Origin of the sequence: Mycobacterium noviomagense (assembly GCF_010731635.1) — a bacterium.
In the GTDB taxonomy this organism is placed as follows: domain Bacteria; phylum Actinomycetota; class Actinomycetes; order Mycobacteriales; family Mycobacteriaceae; genus Mycobacterium; species Mycobacterium noviomagense.
Genome location: NZ_AP022583.1, coordinates 2,467,046 through 2,483,020, shown reverse-complemented (window position 1 = coordinate 2,483,020; position 15,975 = coordinate 2,467,046). Strand labels below are relative to the sequence as shown.

14 protein-coding genes are annotated in these 15,975 nt (G+C 66.1%); 1 reads left to right on the top strand and 13 read right to left on the bottom strand.

What is annotated here, in order from left to right; genetic code table 11:
* Positions 1 to 35: 35 nt before the first annotated feature.
* From G6N15_RS11415 to G6N15_RS11360, 12 genes are all read right to left on the bottom strand, one after another.
* Positions 36 to 1,583, bottom strand: a complete 1,548-nt coding sequence (locus G6N15_RS11415) for a virulence factor Mce family protein (RefSeq protein WP_163748038.1) — start codon at positions 1,581 to 1,583, stop codon at positions 36 to 38.
* Complete coding sequence (locus tag G6N15_RS11410; RefSeq protein WP_083090094.1) at positions 1,580 to 3,124, bottom strand: virulence factor Mce family protein; 1,545 nt, start codon at positions 3,122 to 3,124, stop codon at positions 1,580 to 1,582. Before G6N15_RS11410 ends, G6N15_RS11415 begins: the two co-directional genes overlap by 4 nt.
* Positions 3,121 to 4,161, bottom strand: a complete 1,041-nt coding sequence (locus G6N15_RS11405) for a virulence factor Mce family protein (RefSeq protein ID WP_083090093.1) — start codon at positions 4,159 to 4,161, stop codon at positions 3,121 to 3,123. Before G6N15_RS11405 ends, G6N15_RS11410 begins: the two co-directional genes overlap by 4 nt.
* A complete protein-coding gene (locus G6N15_RS11400; RefSeq protein WP_083090092.1) occupies positions 4,158 to 5,375 on the bottom strand; it encodes an MCE family protein in 1,218 nt (405 codons plus the stop codon). The genes G6N15_RS11405 and G6N15_RS11400 overlap by 4 nt, the downstream gene beginning before the upstream one ends.
* A gap of 5 nt (positions 5,376 to 5,380) precedes the next feature.
* Complete coding sequence (locus tag G6N15_RS11395; protein WP_083090091.1) at positions 5,381 to 6,259, bottom strand: ABC transporter permease; 879 nt, start codon at positions 6,257 to 6,259, stop codon at positions 5,381 to 5,383.
* Between the two features lies 1 nt (position 6,260).
* Entirely contained in the window at positions 6,261 to 6,977 is a 717-nt protein-coding gene (locus G6N15_RS11390; RefSeq protein WP_372506559.1) for an MlaE family ABC transporter permease, read from the bottom strand.
* 333 nt (positions 6,978 to 7,310) lie between these two features.
* Entirely contained in the window at positions 7,311 to 7,994 is a 684-nt protein-coding gene (gene regX / locus G6N15_RS11385) for a two-component sensory transduction protein RegX (RefSeq protein ID WP_083090090.1), read from the bottom strand.
* A 290-nt stretch (positions 7,995 to 8,284) separates the two neighbouring features.
* Positions 8,285 to 9,511: a sensor histidine kinase gene (locus tag G6N15_RS11380; RefSeq protein WP_083090040.1), complete on the bottom strand. Its 1,227-nt coding sequence runs from the start codon at positions 9,509 to 9,511 to the stop codon at positions 8,285 to 8,287.
* A gap of 196 nt (positions 9,512 to 9,707) precedes the next feature.
* Positions 9,708 to 10,457: a phosphoglyceromutase gene (locus G6N15_RS11375; protein ID WP_083090036.1), complete on the bottom strand. Its 750-nt coding sequence runs from the start codon at positions 10,455 to 10,457 to the stop codon at positions 9,708 to 9,710.
* A gap of 13 nt (positions 10,458 to 10,470) precedes the next feature.
* Positions 10,471 to 11,001: a type III secretion system chaperone family protein gene (locus G6N15_RS11370; protein ID WP_083090039.1), complete on the bottom strand. Its 531-nt coding sequence runs from the start codon at positions 10,999 to 11,001 to the stop codon at positions 10,471 to 10,473.
* A 44-nt stretch (positions 11,002 to 11,045) separates the two neighbouring features.
* The gene (mshA, locus tag G6N15_RS11365) at positions 11,046 to 12,380 is read right to left on the bottom strand and encodes a D-inositol-3-phosphate glycosyltransferase (RefSeq protein ID WP_372506552.1); all 1,335 of its coding nucleotides are present in this window, start codon (positions 12,378 to 12,380) and stop codon (positions 11,046 to 11,048) included.
* Between the two features lie 45 nt (positions 12,381 to 12,425).
* Positions 12,426 to 13,745, bottom strand: a complete 1,320-nt coding sequence (locus tag G6N15_RS11360) for an ROK family protein (RefSeq protein WP_083090035.1) — start codon at positions 13,743 to 13,745, stop codon at positions 12,426 to 12,428.
* Positions 13,746 to 13,921: 176 nt separating this feature from the next.
* Between G6N15_RS11360 and G6N15_RS11355 the strand changes: the two genes are divergently transcribed.
* A complete protein-coding gene (locus tag G6N15_RS11355) occupies positions 13,922 to 14,668 on the top strand; it encodes an SDR family NAD(P)-dependent oxidoreductase (RefSeq protein ID WP_083090034.1) in 747 nt (248 codons plus the stop codon).
* Here the strand turns inward: G6N15_RS11355 and G6N15_RS11350 are convergent.
* Positions 14,646 to 15,974 carry a L,D-transpeptidase gene (locus G6N15_RS11350; protein ID WP_372506553.1) on the bottom strand — a complete coding sequence of 443 codons (1,329 nt, stop codon included), beginning with the start codon at positions 15,972 to 15,974 and terminating at the stop codon, positions 14,646 to 14,648. The two genes, G6N15_RS11355 and G6N15_RS11350, sit on opposite strands and share 23 nt — an antisense overlap.
* Position 15,975: the final 1 nt, after the last annotated feature.

Sequence of the window (15,975 nt, the reverse complement as noted above, 5' to 3'; positions counted from 1 at the left end):
CAGCACCCGCCAAACCCGCTGTCGGGCCCAGGCGATCACGAGCCCGGTCCTGCCGATGTTGCGGCTTCAGCCGGCAGGGCGGGCGGGCCGGCTGTCGGCGAAGGCAGGGGCTGCGGGTACCACGGTGGCGGCAGCGGGTTGTTTTGGTCATACGCGTTCGGTGGTCCGGGCATGGTGCGACCGGGCGGTGGAGGTGTGATGTCCGGGCCACCCATGAGCTCCGCCAACGACTCTGGTGTCAACATGTTCGCGGTGGCCGGCTGTACTCGAACGCCTTGCATGCCCGCAGCGACGATCCAGCCCGGCTCGGAGTTGCGGTGTGACCACGGGGTATCCCGCGCGAAGATTCCGGGGACGGTGGTGTCCTTGTACCCGGGGGGCGGCTGCAGCCGCGGTTCGGAGTAGGCGATGTTCTTGGGCAGCGTGTCGGCGGTGGTGAACAAGTTCAGCCCGAACGGGAAGTAGTTGAACTTGATCGCATCGAGAATCGGTGCCAGGTACTGCGCACACAGTTCGGCGGAATCTTGGTAGCCGAGCCGGCTGCCGGCCTGAATTGCACTGCAGAAGAACTGCATTGGGTTCGCGAAATTGACCAGCGTCGGAACCTCGGTGAGCCCGCCATGCGCCGGCTCGTAGCTGGCGAGCACGTTCGCGGCCATGTGAGGCAGCACGTGCAGTCCGGTCTCAAGGCCGTCCCTCGGCGTGGGCTGCACGAGTGCGGTCGTCGTCTCGGCGAGGTTGTCGACGTCGCGGGTCAGCACCTCGCGGTTCTCGGCGAAAAAGTCGCGGGCCGTGGACAGCAGGGTGTCGGTCTGTTGTACCGCGCTGGCGATCGCGTGGTCCGAGCGGGTCAAGCTGGTGGTGAACCGGGCGAGGTCGCGGTTGAGAGCGACGAACCGCTTGTCGTCTTTATGCAGTGCATTGACGAACGACGCCAGGCTGTGCAGAGCGCCGAAGAAGTCGCCGCGGCCCTCGTTCAACGTGGTCAATGCCGCGGACAAGTTGGTCAATGTGGTGTTGATCCGCTCGCCCTTGCCGGCCAGCCCGTCGGCGAACGACTCGACGATGTCGCCGAACGGGCCCTTGGGCTGGTCTTTCGTCGGACCGAGCTCCGAGATGATATTGGTGACCTGGTTGCGCAGGTCGTCCCACTCCACGGGCGCCTGGGTGCGCTCGATGGGGATCACCGCGTTGTCGGCGAGTATCGGGCCGCCGTGGTAGGGCGGTTCGAGCTGGATTGTGCGTGACGCCACCAGGCTTGGGTTGAGGATCACCGCCGAGGCGTTGGCCGGCACCTTGTACTTGTTCTGGTAGTGGAACGTCACTTTCATCTTGTCACCGGCCGGCTCGATGCTGTCGACGGAACCGACTCGCACGCCCATGATTTGGACTTTGTCACCGGAATACAGCGCATTAGCCCGCGGGAAGTATGCCACCACAGTGTTGTTCGTTATTTTGCGGTAGAGCTGCCAACCCGCAAGCGCCACAACGAAACCGACCACCAATACGAGCGATGCCACGATCACGAACGTCCGCGACACCTGCGGCAGCCGCAGCTGACGGATATCGAAAATAGTGCTCATCGGCTACCTCCGGTCCCGTCTGGCGTGATGAACGGAGCTGGGAGTTGCGGACCCGGTCCAGGCGGTGCCGGCGGCCCCGGAGGCAGCGGCGCCGGTGGCGGAGCCGGCCCTGCCACGGGTGCCAGTGGTTCGGTGCGTGCTCCCGGCGGCGCGTTGGGGGGCAACGGGACCGCTGTGCCCGGAACGTCCGGAGGTCGCTCGCCCGGCCGTCCGGCGATCGGGATGCCGGGTGTCGGCGGCTGGCCGTTGGGGTTCGGGGTGGAGGTCTGGACGTCGGGCGGCGCCAGTTCCGGGCCGGACAACGCACCGAAGGGGCCCTGGTTCTGGTCAATACCGGCGCACGGCAACGGGTTCCACGGCCGCGGCAGTTGATCCGGCGGCGGCGTGTACGAGCACGGCGATCCGGGTGGGACGGCCGGTCCCGGATGATCCGGGGTGCCTTCCAGCACCGGCGGCGCCGGTGGCGGCGCTCCGTTGGGGAACCGGGTGCCGTTGGGGGCCGGCCACCGAAACGCCGGCAGTCCGGCGTTGCGCCAGAACTCCTCGGGGTCGATACCCCGCTTCTTGAACGCCGCATCGACCCACGGCTGCAAGATCTGGTACGGCAGCAGGTTGGCGATCATCACCTTGAAGTAGGGGCCGGAGCTGACCGCCTCGCTGAGCGCTGCGGTGTAGTTGCGCAGGCTGACCAGTACGGCGACGAGGTCGTCTTTGTGCTTGGTCAGCATGTCGGTGACGACACGCAGCTGCTCGAGCAGATGGTGCAGGTTCGGGTTGTCGTGGATGAGCCCTTGCAGTTGCGTCGAGAACCGGGAGATGTTGCCTAGCAACGCGTCGATGGCTCGACCGCGTTCGTTGAACGCGGACAACAGGCTCTGCGTGTTGACCAGCAGCCGGTCGAACTGTTCGCTGCGGTCGCCGAGAACCCGGGCTACCTTTCTGGCTTGGGCGACAAGGTGTTTGATGTCCTCGTCGCGTTTGCCGATGGTGTCGGAGAACCTGGCGACCCCGTCGAGCGCAGCGCTCAGGTGTGGGTAGGTCTCGTCGATGGTGTCCGACAGGACATTCAGCGACCGTTTGACGGTATCGATGTCCCACCCGCCGGCTGCCTTGGTGACGTCGAAGAATGCGTCGTAGATCTGATACGGCGTGGTGCTTTGGCCCAGCGGCAACGCGGCTCCCGGCCGCAGCTTCTGCGTGCCTCGCGGTTCCACCTCGAGCACCCGCTTACCCAGGATGGTGTCGGTCTTGATCGCCAGCCGGCTTTCGGTGCCGATGGTGTGGGTTCCGGTCGAGAACTTGACCGTGATGTGATCGTCGTCGATGGCGACCGCCTCAACCTTGCCGACGTCCTTGCCGGCGATGCGGACCTTGTCGCCTTTGCCCACTCCCCCGGAGTCGCTGAACTGCCCGTAGTAGCTGGGCTGGGCGAAAAGCATCGGGACGCTGGTAAAGCTTTGGCCCACACCAATTGTCAGCGCTGCCATGACGATGGCCATTGCCCCTATGCGGGCCCGATTGGTGGGTTCTAGCGTTCTCATTGCCGCGTGCACCTGCCCGTGGGCTGCTGGAAGAGCCTGATCGTGCGCACCGGGCCGCCCGGTTGCAGCCCGTTGACCTTGATCGACAAGTCGCACAGGTAGAAGTTGAAGAAGTCGCCGTAGATACCTCCGGTGCGTCCGATCAGGTTGAATGCCTTCGGCGTCTTGGTCAGCAGATCGTCGAGCTTGTCGCGCTGGTCGATGAGCGGCTGGGCGATGGTTTCCAGATAGCCGACGGTGCTGTGCACCAGTGCGCGGTTGTCGGCCAGCAGGTCGGCCACCGTTCCGGCGGCATTGCTGATGTGCGCGGTGGCGGACGCCAGCGGATCGGCCCGGTCTTTGAGACCAGTGATCAGTTTCTCGACGTCGTCGACGGTCTGGTCGAACTGGTTGCGGTGCTTGACCGTGGTGTCCAGCAAGGTGTTCAGGTTGGTGATCACCTCGCCGATGGCCTGATCTCGCTCGGCGAGATGGGAAGTCAGTTGGGCGGTCTGGTCGAGGATGTCGCTGATGGTTCCGCCTTGCCCCTGGAAGACGGTGATGATCGCGGACGCGATGCTGTTGACCTTGTCCGGGTTCAGAGCCCGAAACAGCGGTTTGAAACCACCGATCAGCGCGTCGAGGTCGAGCGCCGGTTGGGTGCGCGACAACGGGATCAACCCGCCCGGCGGCAGGATGCGGTCAGCCCCTTCCCCCTGGCCACGGTCGAGTTCGATGTAGCGGTTGCCGATCAGATCCTGGTAGCGGATCTGCACGGTCGTCGATTGATACAGCCGCAGCGAGCGGTCGACGGCAAATTCGACGCGTATCCGCCGATCCCCGTCGACCAGGTCGACCTTTTTGACCTTGCCGACTTCGACACCGAATGCGCGGACGAACTGACCGGCCCGCAGTCCGCTGGCATTGCTGAATTCCGCTGCATAGCTGTCGGTCTTCTCGAATCGCAGCTGACCGAAAACAATGATGATCACGACGGTGAGCAGCACCTGTACCGACGCGATGGCGGCGAGTCGAACGACCGTACCGTTGAGTTTCATGGGTTGATGGTGTTCTCCCCGTACTGGCGCCCCCACATGTATTCGATGCCGAGGGGCTGGTTGAGCTCGAAGTGGTTGTACGCAGCGATGCTGTTGCCGGTGTCCATCACCAGATACGGCGCGGGCCAGAGGTCACGGGTGATGGGCTGCCAGCATCCGGGTGCGCCGCCCGGTCCGCCCCTGGCGTTCGTCCGCGGCAGGTTGTCGGGATAGACATACGGGTTCTCGGCGCCGGCGAGCGCCGCACCGAGCTGCGCGGCGTACCTGTTGCCGCTCTCCACCGCAGTGATTTTCGGGACGAGATCGGCGATGTTGCGGATGGTGCAGAAGATTTCAGGGCTGTAGGTGTCCAGCAACCGGGCGGTAGCCGCCAGATCGGCGACAACACGGACCAAATAGGGCTGGCTTCGTTTGAGTATCTGCTCGCCGGTGTTACCGAACCCGACCGACGCCAAAAGAGCCGCGTCCAAATCACTTTGCTGATGGGTGAGGGTGCGCGCGGTGATCACCGCGTTGTCGAAGAAGTCGAAGAGGTCGGGTGCGGCGTTCGCATAGGTATCAGTCAGAGCGGCGAGCTGTCGGATGTCGTGTCGGATGGCCGGCATCCGCGCATTGACGTCGTCGAGGATGGCGTTACCCTTGACGATCGACGACCCGAACTTGTCGCCCAACCCGCTCAACGCGTCGGCTGCCGCGCTGAGCGTCAAGTTCACCTTGACCGGGTCGACTTTCTCCGCGATCTGGGTAATTGTCTCGAACAATGTGTTGAACTCGGTCGTCACCGATCTCGCATCGATCACATGCTTGGGCGTGATCCGTTGTGGGGTAGGGTTTTTCGGTGAGCTGAACGACACGTACTTGTTGCCGAAAACGGTGGTGGCGACGATCTTGGCGTTGACGTTGGCCGGAATCAGCTTGACGTACTTCGGGTTCACATCGAGCGACAACTTGGCGGAGGGTTGGCCGTCATGCTCCACTTCGGAGATGTCGTCCACCCGACCGATACTCACGCCGTTATAGGTGACCTTTGCCCCGCGATCCATCACCAGGCCCGCGCGCGGGGCCAACATCGTCAATCGCGTCTTGGCGGTGAACTCACCCCGAAACTGCGCATAGGTCAACGCAAGTACGAGCGCACACACCGCGAACAACCCCACTCCCGCCAACTTATTGGGCCACCTGCGCGGACTGCGTTGCGTCGTCGGCGTCGTCATAGCGGCTACACGGTGAGGTTGAAATTCGGATCGACGCCGTAGAGCGCCATGGAGGTCAGCAACACGACAATGACCGTGGAGACGAGCGAGAAACGCATCGACCGGCCGACAGCCTGCCCCACCCCGACAGGGCCGCCGGTGGCGTTATACCCGTAGTAGCAGTGGGTGATCATCACGATGACCGCCATGACGATGACTTCGGCACCCGACCACACCGCGTCCTCGGTGCGCAGGAAGGTGCGGAAGTAGTGCTCGTAGGTGCCCACGGACTGCCCGTAGAACAGCGTGGTGACGGTCTGGCCCGACAGGAACGACATGACCAGCGCCATCGCGTACAACGGCACGATCACCACCAGCCCCGCCACTACTCGAGTCGACACCAAAAAGGCAACCGATTTGATGCCCATCACCTCAAGGGCGTCGATCTCCTCGCTGATGCGCATGGCGCCCAATTCCGCTGTGGCACCGGCGCCTACCGTCGCCGCCAGCGCGATGCCTGTCACGACCGCGGTCACCACACGCACGTTGGCCAGTGCGGCGAAAAACCCGGTGAATGCTTCCACACCGATGTTGCCCAGCGATGCGAATCCCTGGATGGCGATCAGTGAACCGCCCGAGAGCGTAGTGAATCCGATGATGGCGACGGTGCCGCCGATCACGGCCATCGCGCCGGTGCCCATGCCGATTTGGGCGATCAGCCGCAGTGTCTCGGTGCGGTATCGGCGTAGCGCCCACCCGATCGACCAGGCGCCCGCGACAGCGAAGCGGGCGAGGTTTCCGGCCTCGTCGAGCACGTGGGATGCGCCGCCGACGTAGCGGCTGAAGGTCGCGACAGTGCGCGGGTAACGGGCCCGGACAACCGTAGCCGCTGATATTTGGGCCATGTCAACGCCCCGTGCCGAATCGCACGCCGATGGTCGTCAGCACCACGTTGACCGCGAACAATGCGAGCACGCACAACACCAGCGTCTCGTTGACCGCAGTGCCGACGCCCTTGGGACCGCCCTTGGTGGTCAGGCCGCGGTAGCAGCCCACCAATCCGGCGATCAGCCCGAACACCGCGGCCTTGATCGTTGCGATGACCACTTCCGGCAAGCCGGTGATCAGCGTCAACGTGGCCAAGTAGGCGCCGCCGGAGACGTTTTGGATCTCGACGCCGAAAAAGAAGCCACCGACCAAACCGATGGTGATGACGGTGCCGTTGAGCAGTGTGGCGACGACGGTTGACGCGATCACGCGCGGCGCGACCAGCCGGTAGATCGGGTCGATGCCGAGCACCTCCATCGCGTCGATCTCCTCGCGGATGGTGCGCGCACCCAGGTCGGCGCAGATCGCCGTCGACCCGGCCCCGGCAATTACCAGCACCGTGGTCAGCGGTCCCAACTGAGTAACCGCACCCAACGCTGCGCCAGCGCCCGAAACGTCAGCGGCGCCAAACGCAGCCAGCAGCGTGTTGAGCGTGAAGATGATGAGCACGGTCAGCGGAATCGACACCGCGATGGTGGGCAACAACGCGACCCTCATGATGAACCAGCACTGGTCGATGAACTCGCGCCACTGAAATGGCCCGCGCAACAATGCTTTTCCGGTCAGCACGCACATGCGGGCGAAGCCGCCGACCACTCCCAGCGGGGTCTGGAGTTGGTCGCGGACGTAATCGGTGAGCCGGGTCGGTGTCGCCGTCGTCACCGGTGTCTCCGCGCCGCGAGACCGCAACGGCCGCCTGGTGATTCGGGCCATGCGTTCTGTTGAGGCACCCGCTTTGCGCCGGCCTCATGAAGCACGAAGGAAAAAAGTCGGTGTGATAACGGATCCATCACGGATCACACTATGCAACAAAAGTAACTTAGGTCACACCAGACACGCGCTAAGTTTATCGGCATTCCTCGATCACGACGGTGCCGTCATCGTGGTGGAACCGCGTCGCAGGCCAGGCTATCCCTCGAGCTTGTAGCCCAACCCCCGCACCGTCACCAAATGGACGGGATTCGCGGGGTCGGCTTCGATCTTGGAGCGCAGCCGCTTGACGTGGACATCGAGTGTCTTCGTGTCGCCAACGTAGTCCGCGCCCCACACCCGATCGATCAGCTGACCGCGGGTAAGCACCCGACCGCTGTTGCGCATCAGGTACTCGAGCAGGTCGAACTCCTTGAGCGGCAAGGTGATCTGCTTGCCGTTCACCGAGACGATGTGCCGTTCGACGTCCATCCGCACTGGGCCGGACTCCAGCACGCCATCGGTGACTTCGGAGTCGTCGTCGCCGCCGCGGCGCAGCACGGCGCGGATCCGGGCGATCAACTCGCGGGCCGAGTACGGCTTGGTCACATAGTCGTCGGCGCCCAGCTCCAGGCCGACTACCTTGTCGATCTCGCTGTCGCGGGCGGTGACCATGATCACCGGCACGCTCGAGCGAGCGCGCAGTTGCTTGCACACGTCGGTGCCGGACATACCCGGCAGCATCAAGTCGAGCAGGACGATGTCGGCGCCGGCCCGGTCGAACTCGGCCAGTGCCGACGGTCCGTCGGTGACAACCGTGGCCTCGAAGCCCTCCCTGCGCAGCAAGAACGCCAGGGGATCGGCCAGCGACTCCTCGTCCTCAACGATCAGCACGCTAGTCATTGGCGCCACTCCTCCTCATCGCTTCGCTCTGCATCGTCGTCGGCGCGAGTCATTGGCGCCACTCCTCCTCATCGCTTCGCTCTGCATCGTCGTCGGCGCGAGTCATTGGCGCCACTCCTCCTCATCGCTTCGCTCTGCATCGTCGTCGGCGCGAGTCATTGGCGCCACTCCTCCTCATCGCTTCGCTCTGCATCGTCGTCGGCGCGAGTCATTGGCGCCACTCCTCCTCATCGCTTCGCTCTGCATCGTCGTCGGCGCGAGTCATTGGCGCCACTCCTCCTCAGCAGGGATCATCGGCGTAGTTCTTCCTCTCGTTGGGGCCGCGTGGGCCGCTTGTCGCGCCCCGCTGGTTCATTGGTTTGGTCGTCGTTGTCCTCGTAGGCCGGGATCGACAACGTGAACGTCGACCCCGTTCCCGGCTGACTCCACAGCCCGATGCTGCCGTTGTGGTTGGCCGCGACGTGCTTGACGATGGCCAACCCCAGCCCGGTGCCGCCGGTGGCGCGCGAGCGCGCCTTGTCGCCGCGGAAGAACCGCTCGAAGACCCGCTCCTGGTCTTTGCGCGCGATGCCGATACCGCGGTCGGTGACGGCGATCTCGACGTTGTCGCCGCGGCGACGACGGCTGATCGACACCAGCGACCCCCGCGGCGAATAAGCGATCGCGTTGGACACCAGGTTGGCCAGCGCGGTGACCAGCAAGCTTTGGTTGCCCAGCACCCGCAAGCCGCTGGGCGAGTCGGTTCGCACCTGGATGTCGGCGTTGTCGGCGGCGACTTTGTGACGTGAAATCGCTTCGGCCACAACGGTATCGACGTCGACATCGGTCAGGTCGGGCAACCGCTCTGCGCCCTGCAGCCGGGACAGCTCGATCAACTCACCGACCATGTCGCCCAGCCGGTTGGCCTCGACAAGCACCTTCTCGCCGAAGCGGCGCACGGTCTCCGGGTCGTCCGCTGACGCCAGCAGGGCCTCGGCGAGCACGGCCATGGCGCCGACCGGGGTCTTGAGTTCGTGGCTGACGTTGGCCACGAAGTCGCGGCGGGTCGCCTCCATCCGGGCATACTCCGACTGGTCGTAGACGAAGACGACGGCGAACCGACGATCTTCCTCGCTGAGCAGCCGGGCCTGCCCGTGCACCGCCAGCCCGGAGCGTCCCGGCGCGGTCCGCTTACTAGGTGAGATGTCGAACTCGATATCGTCGCCGATCTCCAGTACCCGCTGCGCCGCCCGCCACGCCTCGTCGTCGAGTTGGCGGTCGTGCACCAGACCCAGTTCGCGGGCCTGGTCGTTGAGGTAGACCACGTCGCGATGCGTGTCGACCACCGCGGTTCCCACCGGAGACAGCGCGACGATGCGCTCCAGCATCTGCGAGACGGTGATCCCGGCCCATTCGGCGGCCACCCGCCGCCGGCGCTCGACGACTCGTGCTGCCAGCCGGGCCCCCGCGGTAATACCGACGCCCAATGCCAGCGAAGACAACACCCCGGCCAGCAACAGGGCCGAGAACACAGTCACATAAAAATCGTACAAACCCTGATGAACTTCGCCCCAGCAGCGCGCGGCCAAAATCGAACATCTCACATGCTGCGGCGCAGGTGTTCCACCGCTGTTCATGCGATGTTTGCCGAACCGTCGTCTCAGCCTTGCACCGAGTGGCCAGTTATTGCACGGTTTCGGTTCGATCGCGTGTCATAACTGGCCACGGCATGAGTTAGCGGGCGCCTTGGCTGGCAACGGCAGCCGCACCCGCGGCGGCCGCCTCCGGGTCGAGGTAGCTGCCGCCTGCCACCACCGGTTTGAGGTCGGCGTCGAGGTCGTAGCGCAGCGGAATGCCGGTCGGAATGTTCAGCCCGACGACCTCCTCGTCGGACATGCCGTCCAAATACTTCACCAGGGCCCGCAGCGAATTGCCGTGCGCGGCGATCAACACCGTCTTGCCGAACCGCAGGTCCGGCACGATGACGTCGGTGAAGTACGGCAAGAACCGCGCCACCACGTCGGCCAGGCACTCGGTCAGCGGGCCACCGCCGATGTCGGCGTAGCGGGGATCGCTGTCCTGGCTGAACCGGCTGCCCTTCTCGATCGGCGGCGGCGGCGTGTCGTAGCTGCGCCGCCAGGCCATGAACTGCTCCTCGCCGTAGCGCGACTTGATGTCGGACTTGTCCAGCCCCTGCAGCGCGCCGTAGTGGCGTTCGTTGAGCCGCCAACTGCGGTGCACCGGAATCCAGTGCCGGTCGGCGGTGTCCAGCGCCAAGTTCGCGGTGGTGATCGCGCGGCGCAGCAGCGAGGTGTAGACGACGTCCGGCAGCAGGTTGTGCTCGACCAGCAGCTTGCCGCTGCGCACCGCTTCGGCGCGGCCCTTGTCGGTCAGGTCGACGTCGACCCAGCCGGTGAACAGGTTGCGCGCGTTCCAGTCGCTTTCGCCATGCCGCAGCAGCACCAGCGTGCCAGCGTTTTGCATGCCGGCAAGTCTCTCACGAACGCTGGTCCGAACCGTCCTGACGGTCTTCCTCGTCGATGAGGTGGGCAAACGCCTGCAGGTTCTTCAACGACTCACCGCGGGACACCCGCCACTCCCACTCTTTTTGGATCGATGAGCGAAAACCCAACTCCAGCAACGTATTGAAGTCCGAGTCCACCGCCTCGAGCACCTGCCCGAGCACCCGGTCGAGCTCATCAACATCGACCGAGGCCAACGACATGTGGCCGATCAGGTAGATGTCGCCGACATTGTCGAGGGTGTAGGCCACCCCGTAGAGCCGGCGGTTGCGTTGCAGCAGAAACCGGTAGACGCCCTCATGGTTCTCGTCCGGCTTGCGGCACACGAACGCCTCGACCCGCACCGAATGCTCGCCGATGCTCAAGATCGTGTTGGTCTTGAGTTTGCGCTCCCCGGGCAGCTCCACGATCAGCCCCGGCGGCCCGCCGTGCGCGCCTGCGTGCCGGCTGAAGGTCAGGTGGCTGGCGCCCAGCGCGTCCTCGATGACCTGCTGCACGTGGCTGATGGGCGCGGCTTCCGATGTGCCGTTGCCATCGTCGGCGGGGCGGCTCACGCGCCCACCCCTCTCGGTGCCGCCCAGTGTCGGGCCCGTCGCGCCGATGCCAACCCGCGCACCGGGCGCCGCCGCGTCCCCCGGAATTCGCTGATTGCGCGCTGATAGCTGGCCAGCAGCGCGTCGACGGTGTTGTCCCAGGAAAACGTCGCCGCATGCTGGACTGCTGAGCGGCTCATCGCGGCGCCGACCCGCAGCAGCTGCTCGATCGCGTCGGCCCACCGGTCGACGTCGTGGCCGGACACCAACGTTCCGCTGATCCCGTCGCGCACCGCCACCGGCAACCCGCCCACCGCGGCCGCCACCACCGGCGTCCCGCAGGCTTGCGCCTCCACGGCAACCAACCCGAACGACTCCGAATAGCTCGGCACCGCAACCACGTTTGCGGCCTGAAACAACCGGACCAGATCCTCGCGGTCCTGGGGCGGCAGGAACGTCACCCGGTCGGTGATACCCAGTTCCTCGGCCAGGCGAACCAACCCGTCCGGGGCGGCCAGACCGCTGCCCGACGGTCCGCCGGCCACCACGATGCGCACCCCCGGCAGCTTGGCGGCGGCGCGCAACAAAATGTCGGGCCCCTTCAGTGGCTGGATACGGCCCACGAAGGCAACGACATGTTCGTCGAGCGGAAGCCCCAGCGCGGCCCGCGCCGCGCGGCGATCACCGGGACGGAACACGTCGAGGTCCACGCCGGGATGGGCCACGTCGATCCGCGCCGGGTCGGCGCCGTGCAACGAAACCAGTTGCGCGGCTTCGGCATCGGTGTTGACGATGAGCCGGTCGGCCTCGTCGACCACCTGTTGCTCACCGACCGTGCGCAGCGGTGGCTCGGGGGTATCGCCGTCGGCCAGGGCCGCGTTCTTCACGGCTGCCAGCGTGTGCGCGGTGTGCACCAACGGCACCGCCCAGCGGTCGCGGGCCAGCCAGCCGACCTGACCGGACAGCCAGTAGTGCGAGTGCACGATGTCGTAGTAGCCCGGCTCGTGGGCGGCCTCAGCGCGCAACACCCCGGCGGCGAACGCGCACAGCTGGGTGGGCAGGTCGTATTTGTCGAGGCCTTCGAACGGTCCGGCCACCACGTTGCGCACCAGCACACCCGGTGCTACCCGCACAGTCGGCGGATCGGTCGACGCCGTGGCCCTGGTGAAGATCTCCACCTCGACGCCGCGGCGGGCCAGGTGCAGCGCTGTTTGCAGCACGTAGACGTTCATCCCGCCGGCGTCGCCGGTGCCCGGCTGAGCCAGCGGGGAGGTGTGCACCGACAGCACCGCCACCCGGCGCGGATCGTTCAATCGGGAAACTTCGAGCCGGGGCAGTTCGCTGTTCCGCACACCGCCATCTTTGCAGTACCGCCAGCGCCGCCCCGACGCCGCAGGTCACGCCGACGTGTCGCGAGCAGCAGCACCCGCCACCCCCAGCGGCGACCCATACGCGCCGCCAGTGGGTGAGTTCTGGGCGCGTCGCATTGCGCCCAGCGGATCGGCATAGAGCCCGCCCAGCGAGACGATCCCGGCGCCGGCCTCCTGCACCCGGTTGCCGAACGCGGTGACCCGGATATCGCGTGCTGGCAGCACCGAGCGGTCGGCGAACGCCGCCTCGACGTGTTGCATGCCTTCGGGGTATTCGGTGAACGCCTGGCCGCCTACCACCAAGTCGTCGGGATTGAGCAGATCGCGCAGCAACGCCACCGCTTCACCGAGCACCCGAGCCCGCTCGACCAACAGCTCTTGGGCCTGTTGGTTGCCGTTGCGCGCCGCCCGCACCAGCTCCGTGATCGCGCTGGCCGGCCCACCGGTGCGGGCCGCCGGCAGAATGCGCAGCCGGCGAGCCGCGGCCAGCACCGCTTCGTCGCTGACCGTGGATTCCAGTTGCCCGGACCCGCCCAGCAGTTCAGAGTCGGCCGGCAAGTTGGCGATGGTGCCCGGACCGCTGGCCGGGCTGTGCACTCCGCCGCCGATCACCAGCGCATACCCCACCGTTTCGCGGGCGTAGACGTACAGGCTGGTCGACGAGTTCGGCGCGAATCGGCGCATGCCGAGCAGTAATTCGGCACCGGCCATTGCGTCGACGTGGGACGCCACCGACACCGGCAGGCCCAGCACCTCGGCCAGCACCGGTCCTACCGGCGCCTGGCGCCACCCCAGCCGCGGATGGTCGACATGGCCGGTGGCGCCGTCGACCACACCGCCGATGGCCACCCCCACCCACAGCGGGCGCCGCCGATGCCAGCGCCGCAGGTAGCGGCGTGCCCCGTCGGCCAGCGACGCCAGCGCAGGACCCTGCGCCGATCGCGGTGTGGGCGTCTCGACAGCATCGAGGGTGCGGCCCAAGAGGTCGGTGGCCACGATGCTGGTGGTGCGCGCCCCGATGTGGATGCCCAGGGTCAAAAACGGCTCGTGGTTGACCTCCACGGGCACGCGGGGGCGCCCGATGGCGCCGGCGACGGCCAAGTCGGCGCGTTCACGGAGGAGGCCGGCGTCGAGCAGCGCGATGACTTGGCGGTTGACCGTCGCGATGCTCAGCGCGGTGACAGTGGCGATGACGTCGCGACCGATCGGGCCGCGCAGCCGCACCGCCCGGAAAACCGATGCCGCGGCGGCGTCGGACAGGTGCAGCGACGGCGCGATGACGTTGTGCCGGGAACGCAGCGCGGGCTTACGGGTGTGCGAATGGGTGCTGAGTGAGGTCGAGCGCACGGGGTGTCCTTGTCGAGTTCCGGTGGCGGGCCTGGCCACACCAGCGTTGGGTTGTGGTCGCTCAGGAGGCGCAGACTGCGCGGCAACAACACGCACAGTCTGCGTAGAGACACAGCCCCAGCACGGCACTCAGGTACACACGGGGAAATTTAGCACGGTTATCTAGAGTTGGTCAGATGACGACACCAGAGGCGGACAAGCGGGTTGCGGTGGTCACCGGCGCCAGCTCCGGAATCGGTGCAGCAACCGCGAGAACCCTTGCAGCACAAGGGTTTCACGTAGTAGCGGTGGCGCGTCGCGCGGAGCGGGTCGCCGCGCTGGCCGACGAGATCGCAGGCACCGCCGTGATCGCCGATGTGACCGACGACACAGCGGTGGACAAACTGGCGCGGGGGCTGAGCCGGGTCGACGTGCTGGTCAACAACGCCGGCGGCGCCAAAGGATTGGAGCCCGTCGCCGACGCCGACCTCGAGCAGTGGCGCTGGATGTGGGAGACCAACGTGCTTGGCACGCTGCGGATGACCCGGGCGCTGCTGCCCAAGCTGATCGACTCCGGCGACGGGCTGATCGTCACCGTCACTTCTGTTGCCGCTTTCGAGGTCTACGACGGCGGTTCGGGCTACACATCGGCCAAGCACGCACAAAGCGCACTGCACCGCACGCTGCGCGGCGAGCTGCTCGGAAAACCGGTGCGGCTCACCGAGATTGCGCCCGGCGCGGTGGAAACGGAGTTCTCATTGGTGCGCTTTGCCGGCGACCAGCAGCGCGCTGATGCCGTCTACGCCGGCATGACACCGCTGGTCGCCGAAGACATCGCCGAGGTGATCGGCTTCGTGGCGTCCCGGCCGCCGCACGTCAACATCGATCAGGTGGTGATCCGGCCCCGCGATCAGGCCAGCGCTACCCGCCGGGTCGCACGCTAGGCCGCGTCGTGGTGGGCGTACCTGACAGCGTGGGGGCGGTGCTCGGCGTCGCGGGAGCGGTTCGCGGCATCGCCGCGGGCGATCGATTGGTTCCCGTCGGCGCGGGCAGCGCCGACATGCTCGTCCACGTGTCCCAATCCACGGCCCAGTCCCAGATGTCGCCGTCGGAGTACGACAGCTGGATGGAGCTGCCAGTCACCTCGACCGGGTCGCCGTAGATCGCGCTGCTGTAGTACTGCTCGGCGTCCGACGTCGACAGGTTGATGCAGCCGTTGGTGACGTTCGTATTGCCTTGCGCTCCAGCGCTCATCGGGTTGGCGTGGATGAATTCGCCGTTGTTGGAAATCCGAACCGCCCAGCGCTCGTGGACATTGCTGTAACCCGCGGCCGGGTTGGACATGTAGAAGTCGGCGTATTTCTCGCTGACGACGTGGATTCCGTTGCGGGTGACGTTGCGCGGCTTGTCGGCTTCGCCGTAGCTGCACGGGAAGTCCATGATGACGCCTTCGTCGCGGATCACCTGGATACGGTGCGAGGTGACCTCGGCCTTGACGATCTGGCGCCGCCCGATCTGGAAGTTCAGGCTCATGTCTTGCTTGCCGTACGCGCCGTCGCCGAATGCCAATCCGTACAGCTTGGCGTCGACGTTGACCTTGGTGCCCGGCGGGTAGTACTCGCGGGTGCGCCAGTGCACCCGCGATCCCTGCGCCTCGTCGGGCAGCCACGCCCAACAGCCCTCCACGGGTGGGTCGGTGGTGACGGTCAGGGCCCGCTCGACCGCGGCCTTGTCGGCAATCGGCGCGTCGAACTGGATGATGATCGGTGCCGCGATCCCGACGGTCTGCCCGTCGGCGAGTTGGAAACCGCCGTCGATGACCTTCTTTGGCGTCAGCGTGCTGAAGCGGCCGGCTATTGGGACGGCCTTGCCGTCGTGGCCGACCACCGAGCCGCTCCAGGTGTAGGTCGCGTCGTAGCCGAGTGGCTCGGTGATCGTGAAGACGGTGCGGTCGCGGTTGAGCGCGCCTGCGACCACCTTGCCGGCGGAGTTCTTCAGCACCACATGCTGAAACCAGCCGTCGCGGACTTCGACGCTGACCGGTGCGGTGGGCACGATATTGCGGGTGGCGTCGACGGGATGAAACGTCAAACTGGGCGCCGGCGGTGCTTTGGGCTTTGCGGATTCTTTGCTGGCACCACCGAAGCAGGCGGCGAGCACGTTCGGTGCGAACATCCCCATCGCAAGCGTCGTCAAAGCCCGACGCCGGGTGATGGGCGGCAGGGCGCGGGGTGTGCTCACGGCAGACAAA

What these genes read in the sequence shown, in the direction of transcription:
- G6N15_RS11375 (WP_083090036.1), bottom strand. Translation starts at nt 10,457, where the DNA reads ATGCAAAACGCTGGCACGCTGGTGCTGCTGCGGCATGGCGAAAGCGAC.
- G6N15_RS11410 (WP_083090094.1), bottom strand. Translation starts at nt 3,124, where the DNA reads ATGAGAACGCTAGAACCCACCAATCGGGCCCGCATAGGGGCAATGGCC.
- G6N15_RS11405 (WP_083090093.1), bottom strand. Translation starts at nt 4,161, where the DNA reads ATGAAACTCAACGGTACGGTCGTTCGACTCGCCGCCATCGCGTCGGTA.
- G6N15_RS11355 (WP_083090034.1), top strand. Translation starts at nt 13,922, where the DNA reads ATGACGACACCAGAGGCGGACAAGCGGGTTGCGGTGGTCACCGGCGCC.
- G6N15_RS11395 (WP_083090091.1), bottom strand. Translation starts at nt 6,259, where the DNA reads ATGGCCCAAATATCAGCGGCTACGGTTGTCCGGGCCCGTTACCCGCGC.
- G6N15_RS11390 (WP_372506559.1), bottom strand. Translation starts at nt 6,977, where the DNA reads ATGTGCGTGCTGACCGGAAAAGCATTGTTGCGCGGGCCATTTCAGTGG.
- G6N15_RS11400 (WP_083090092.1), bottom strand. Translation starts at nt 5,375, where the DNA reads ATGACGACGCCGACGACGCAACGCAGTCCGCGCAGGTGGCCCAATAAG.
- G6N15_RS11415 (WP_163748038.1), bottom strand. Translation starts at nt 1,583, where the DNA reads ATGAGCACTATTTTCGATATCCGTCAGCTGCGGCTGCCGCAGGTGTCG.
- regX (WP_083090090.1), bottom strand. Translation starts at nt 7,994, where the DNA reads ATGACTAGCGTGCTGATCGTTGAGGACGAGGAGTCGCTGGCCGATCCC.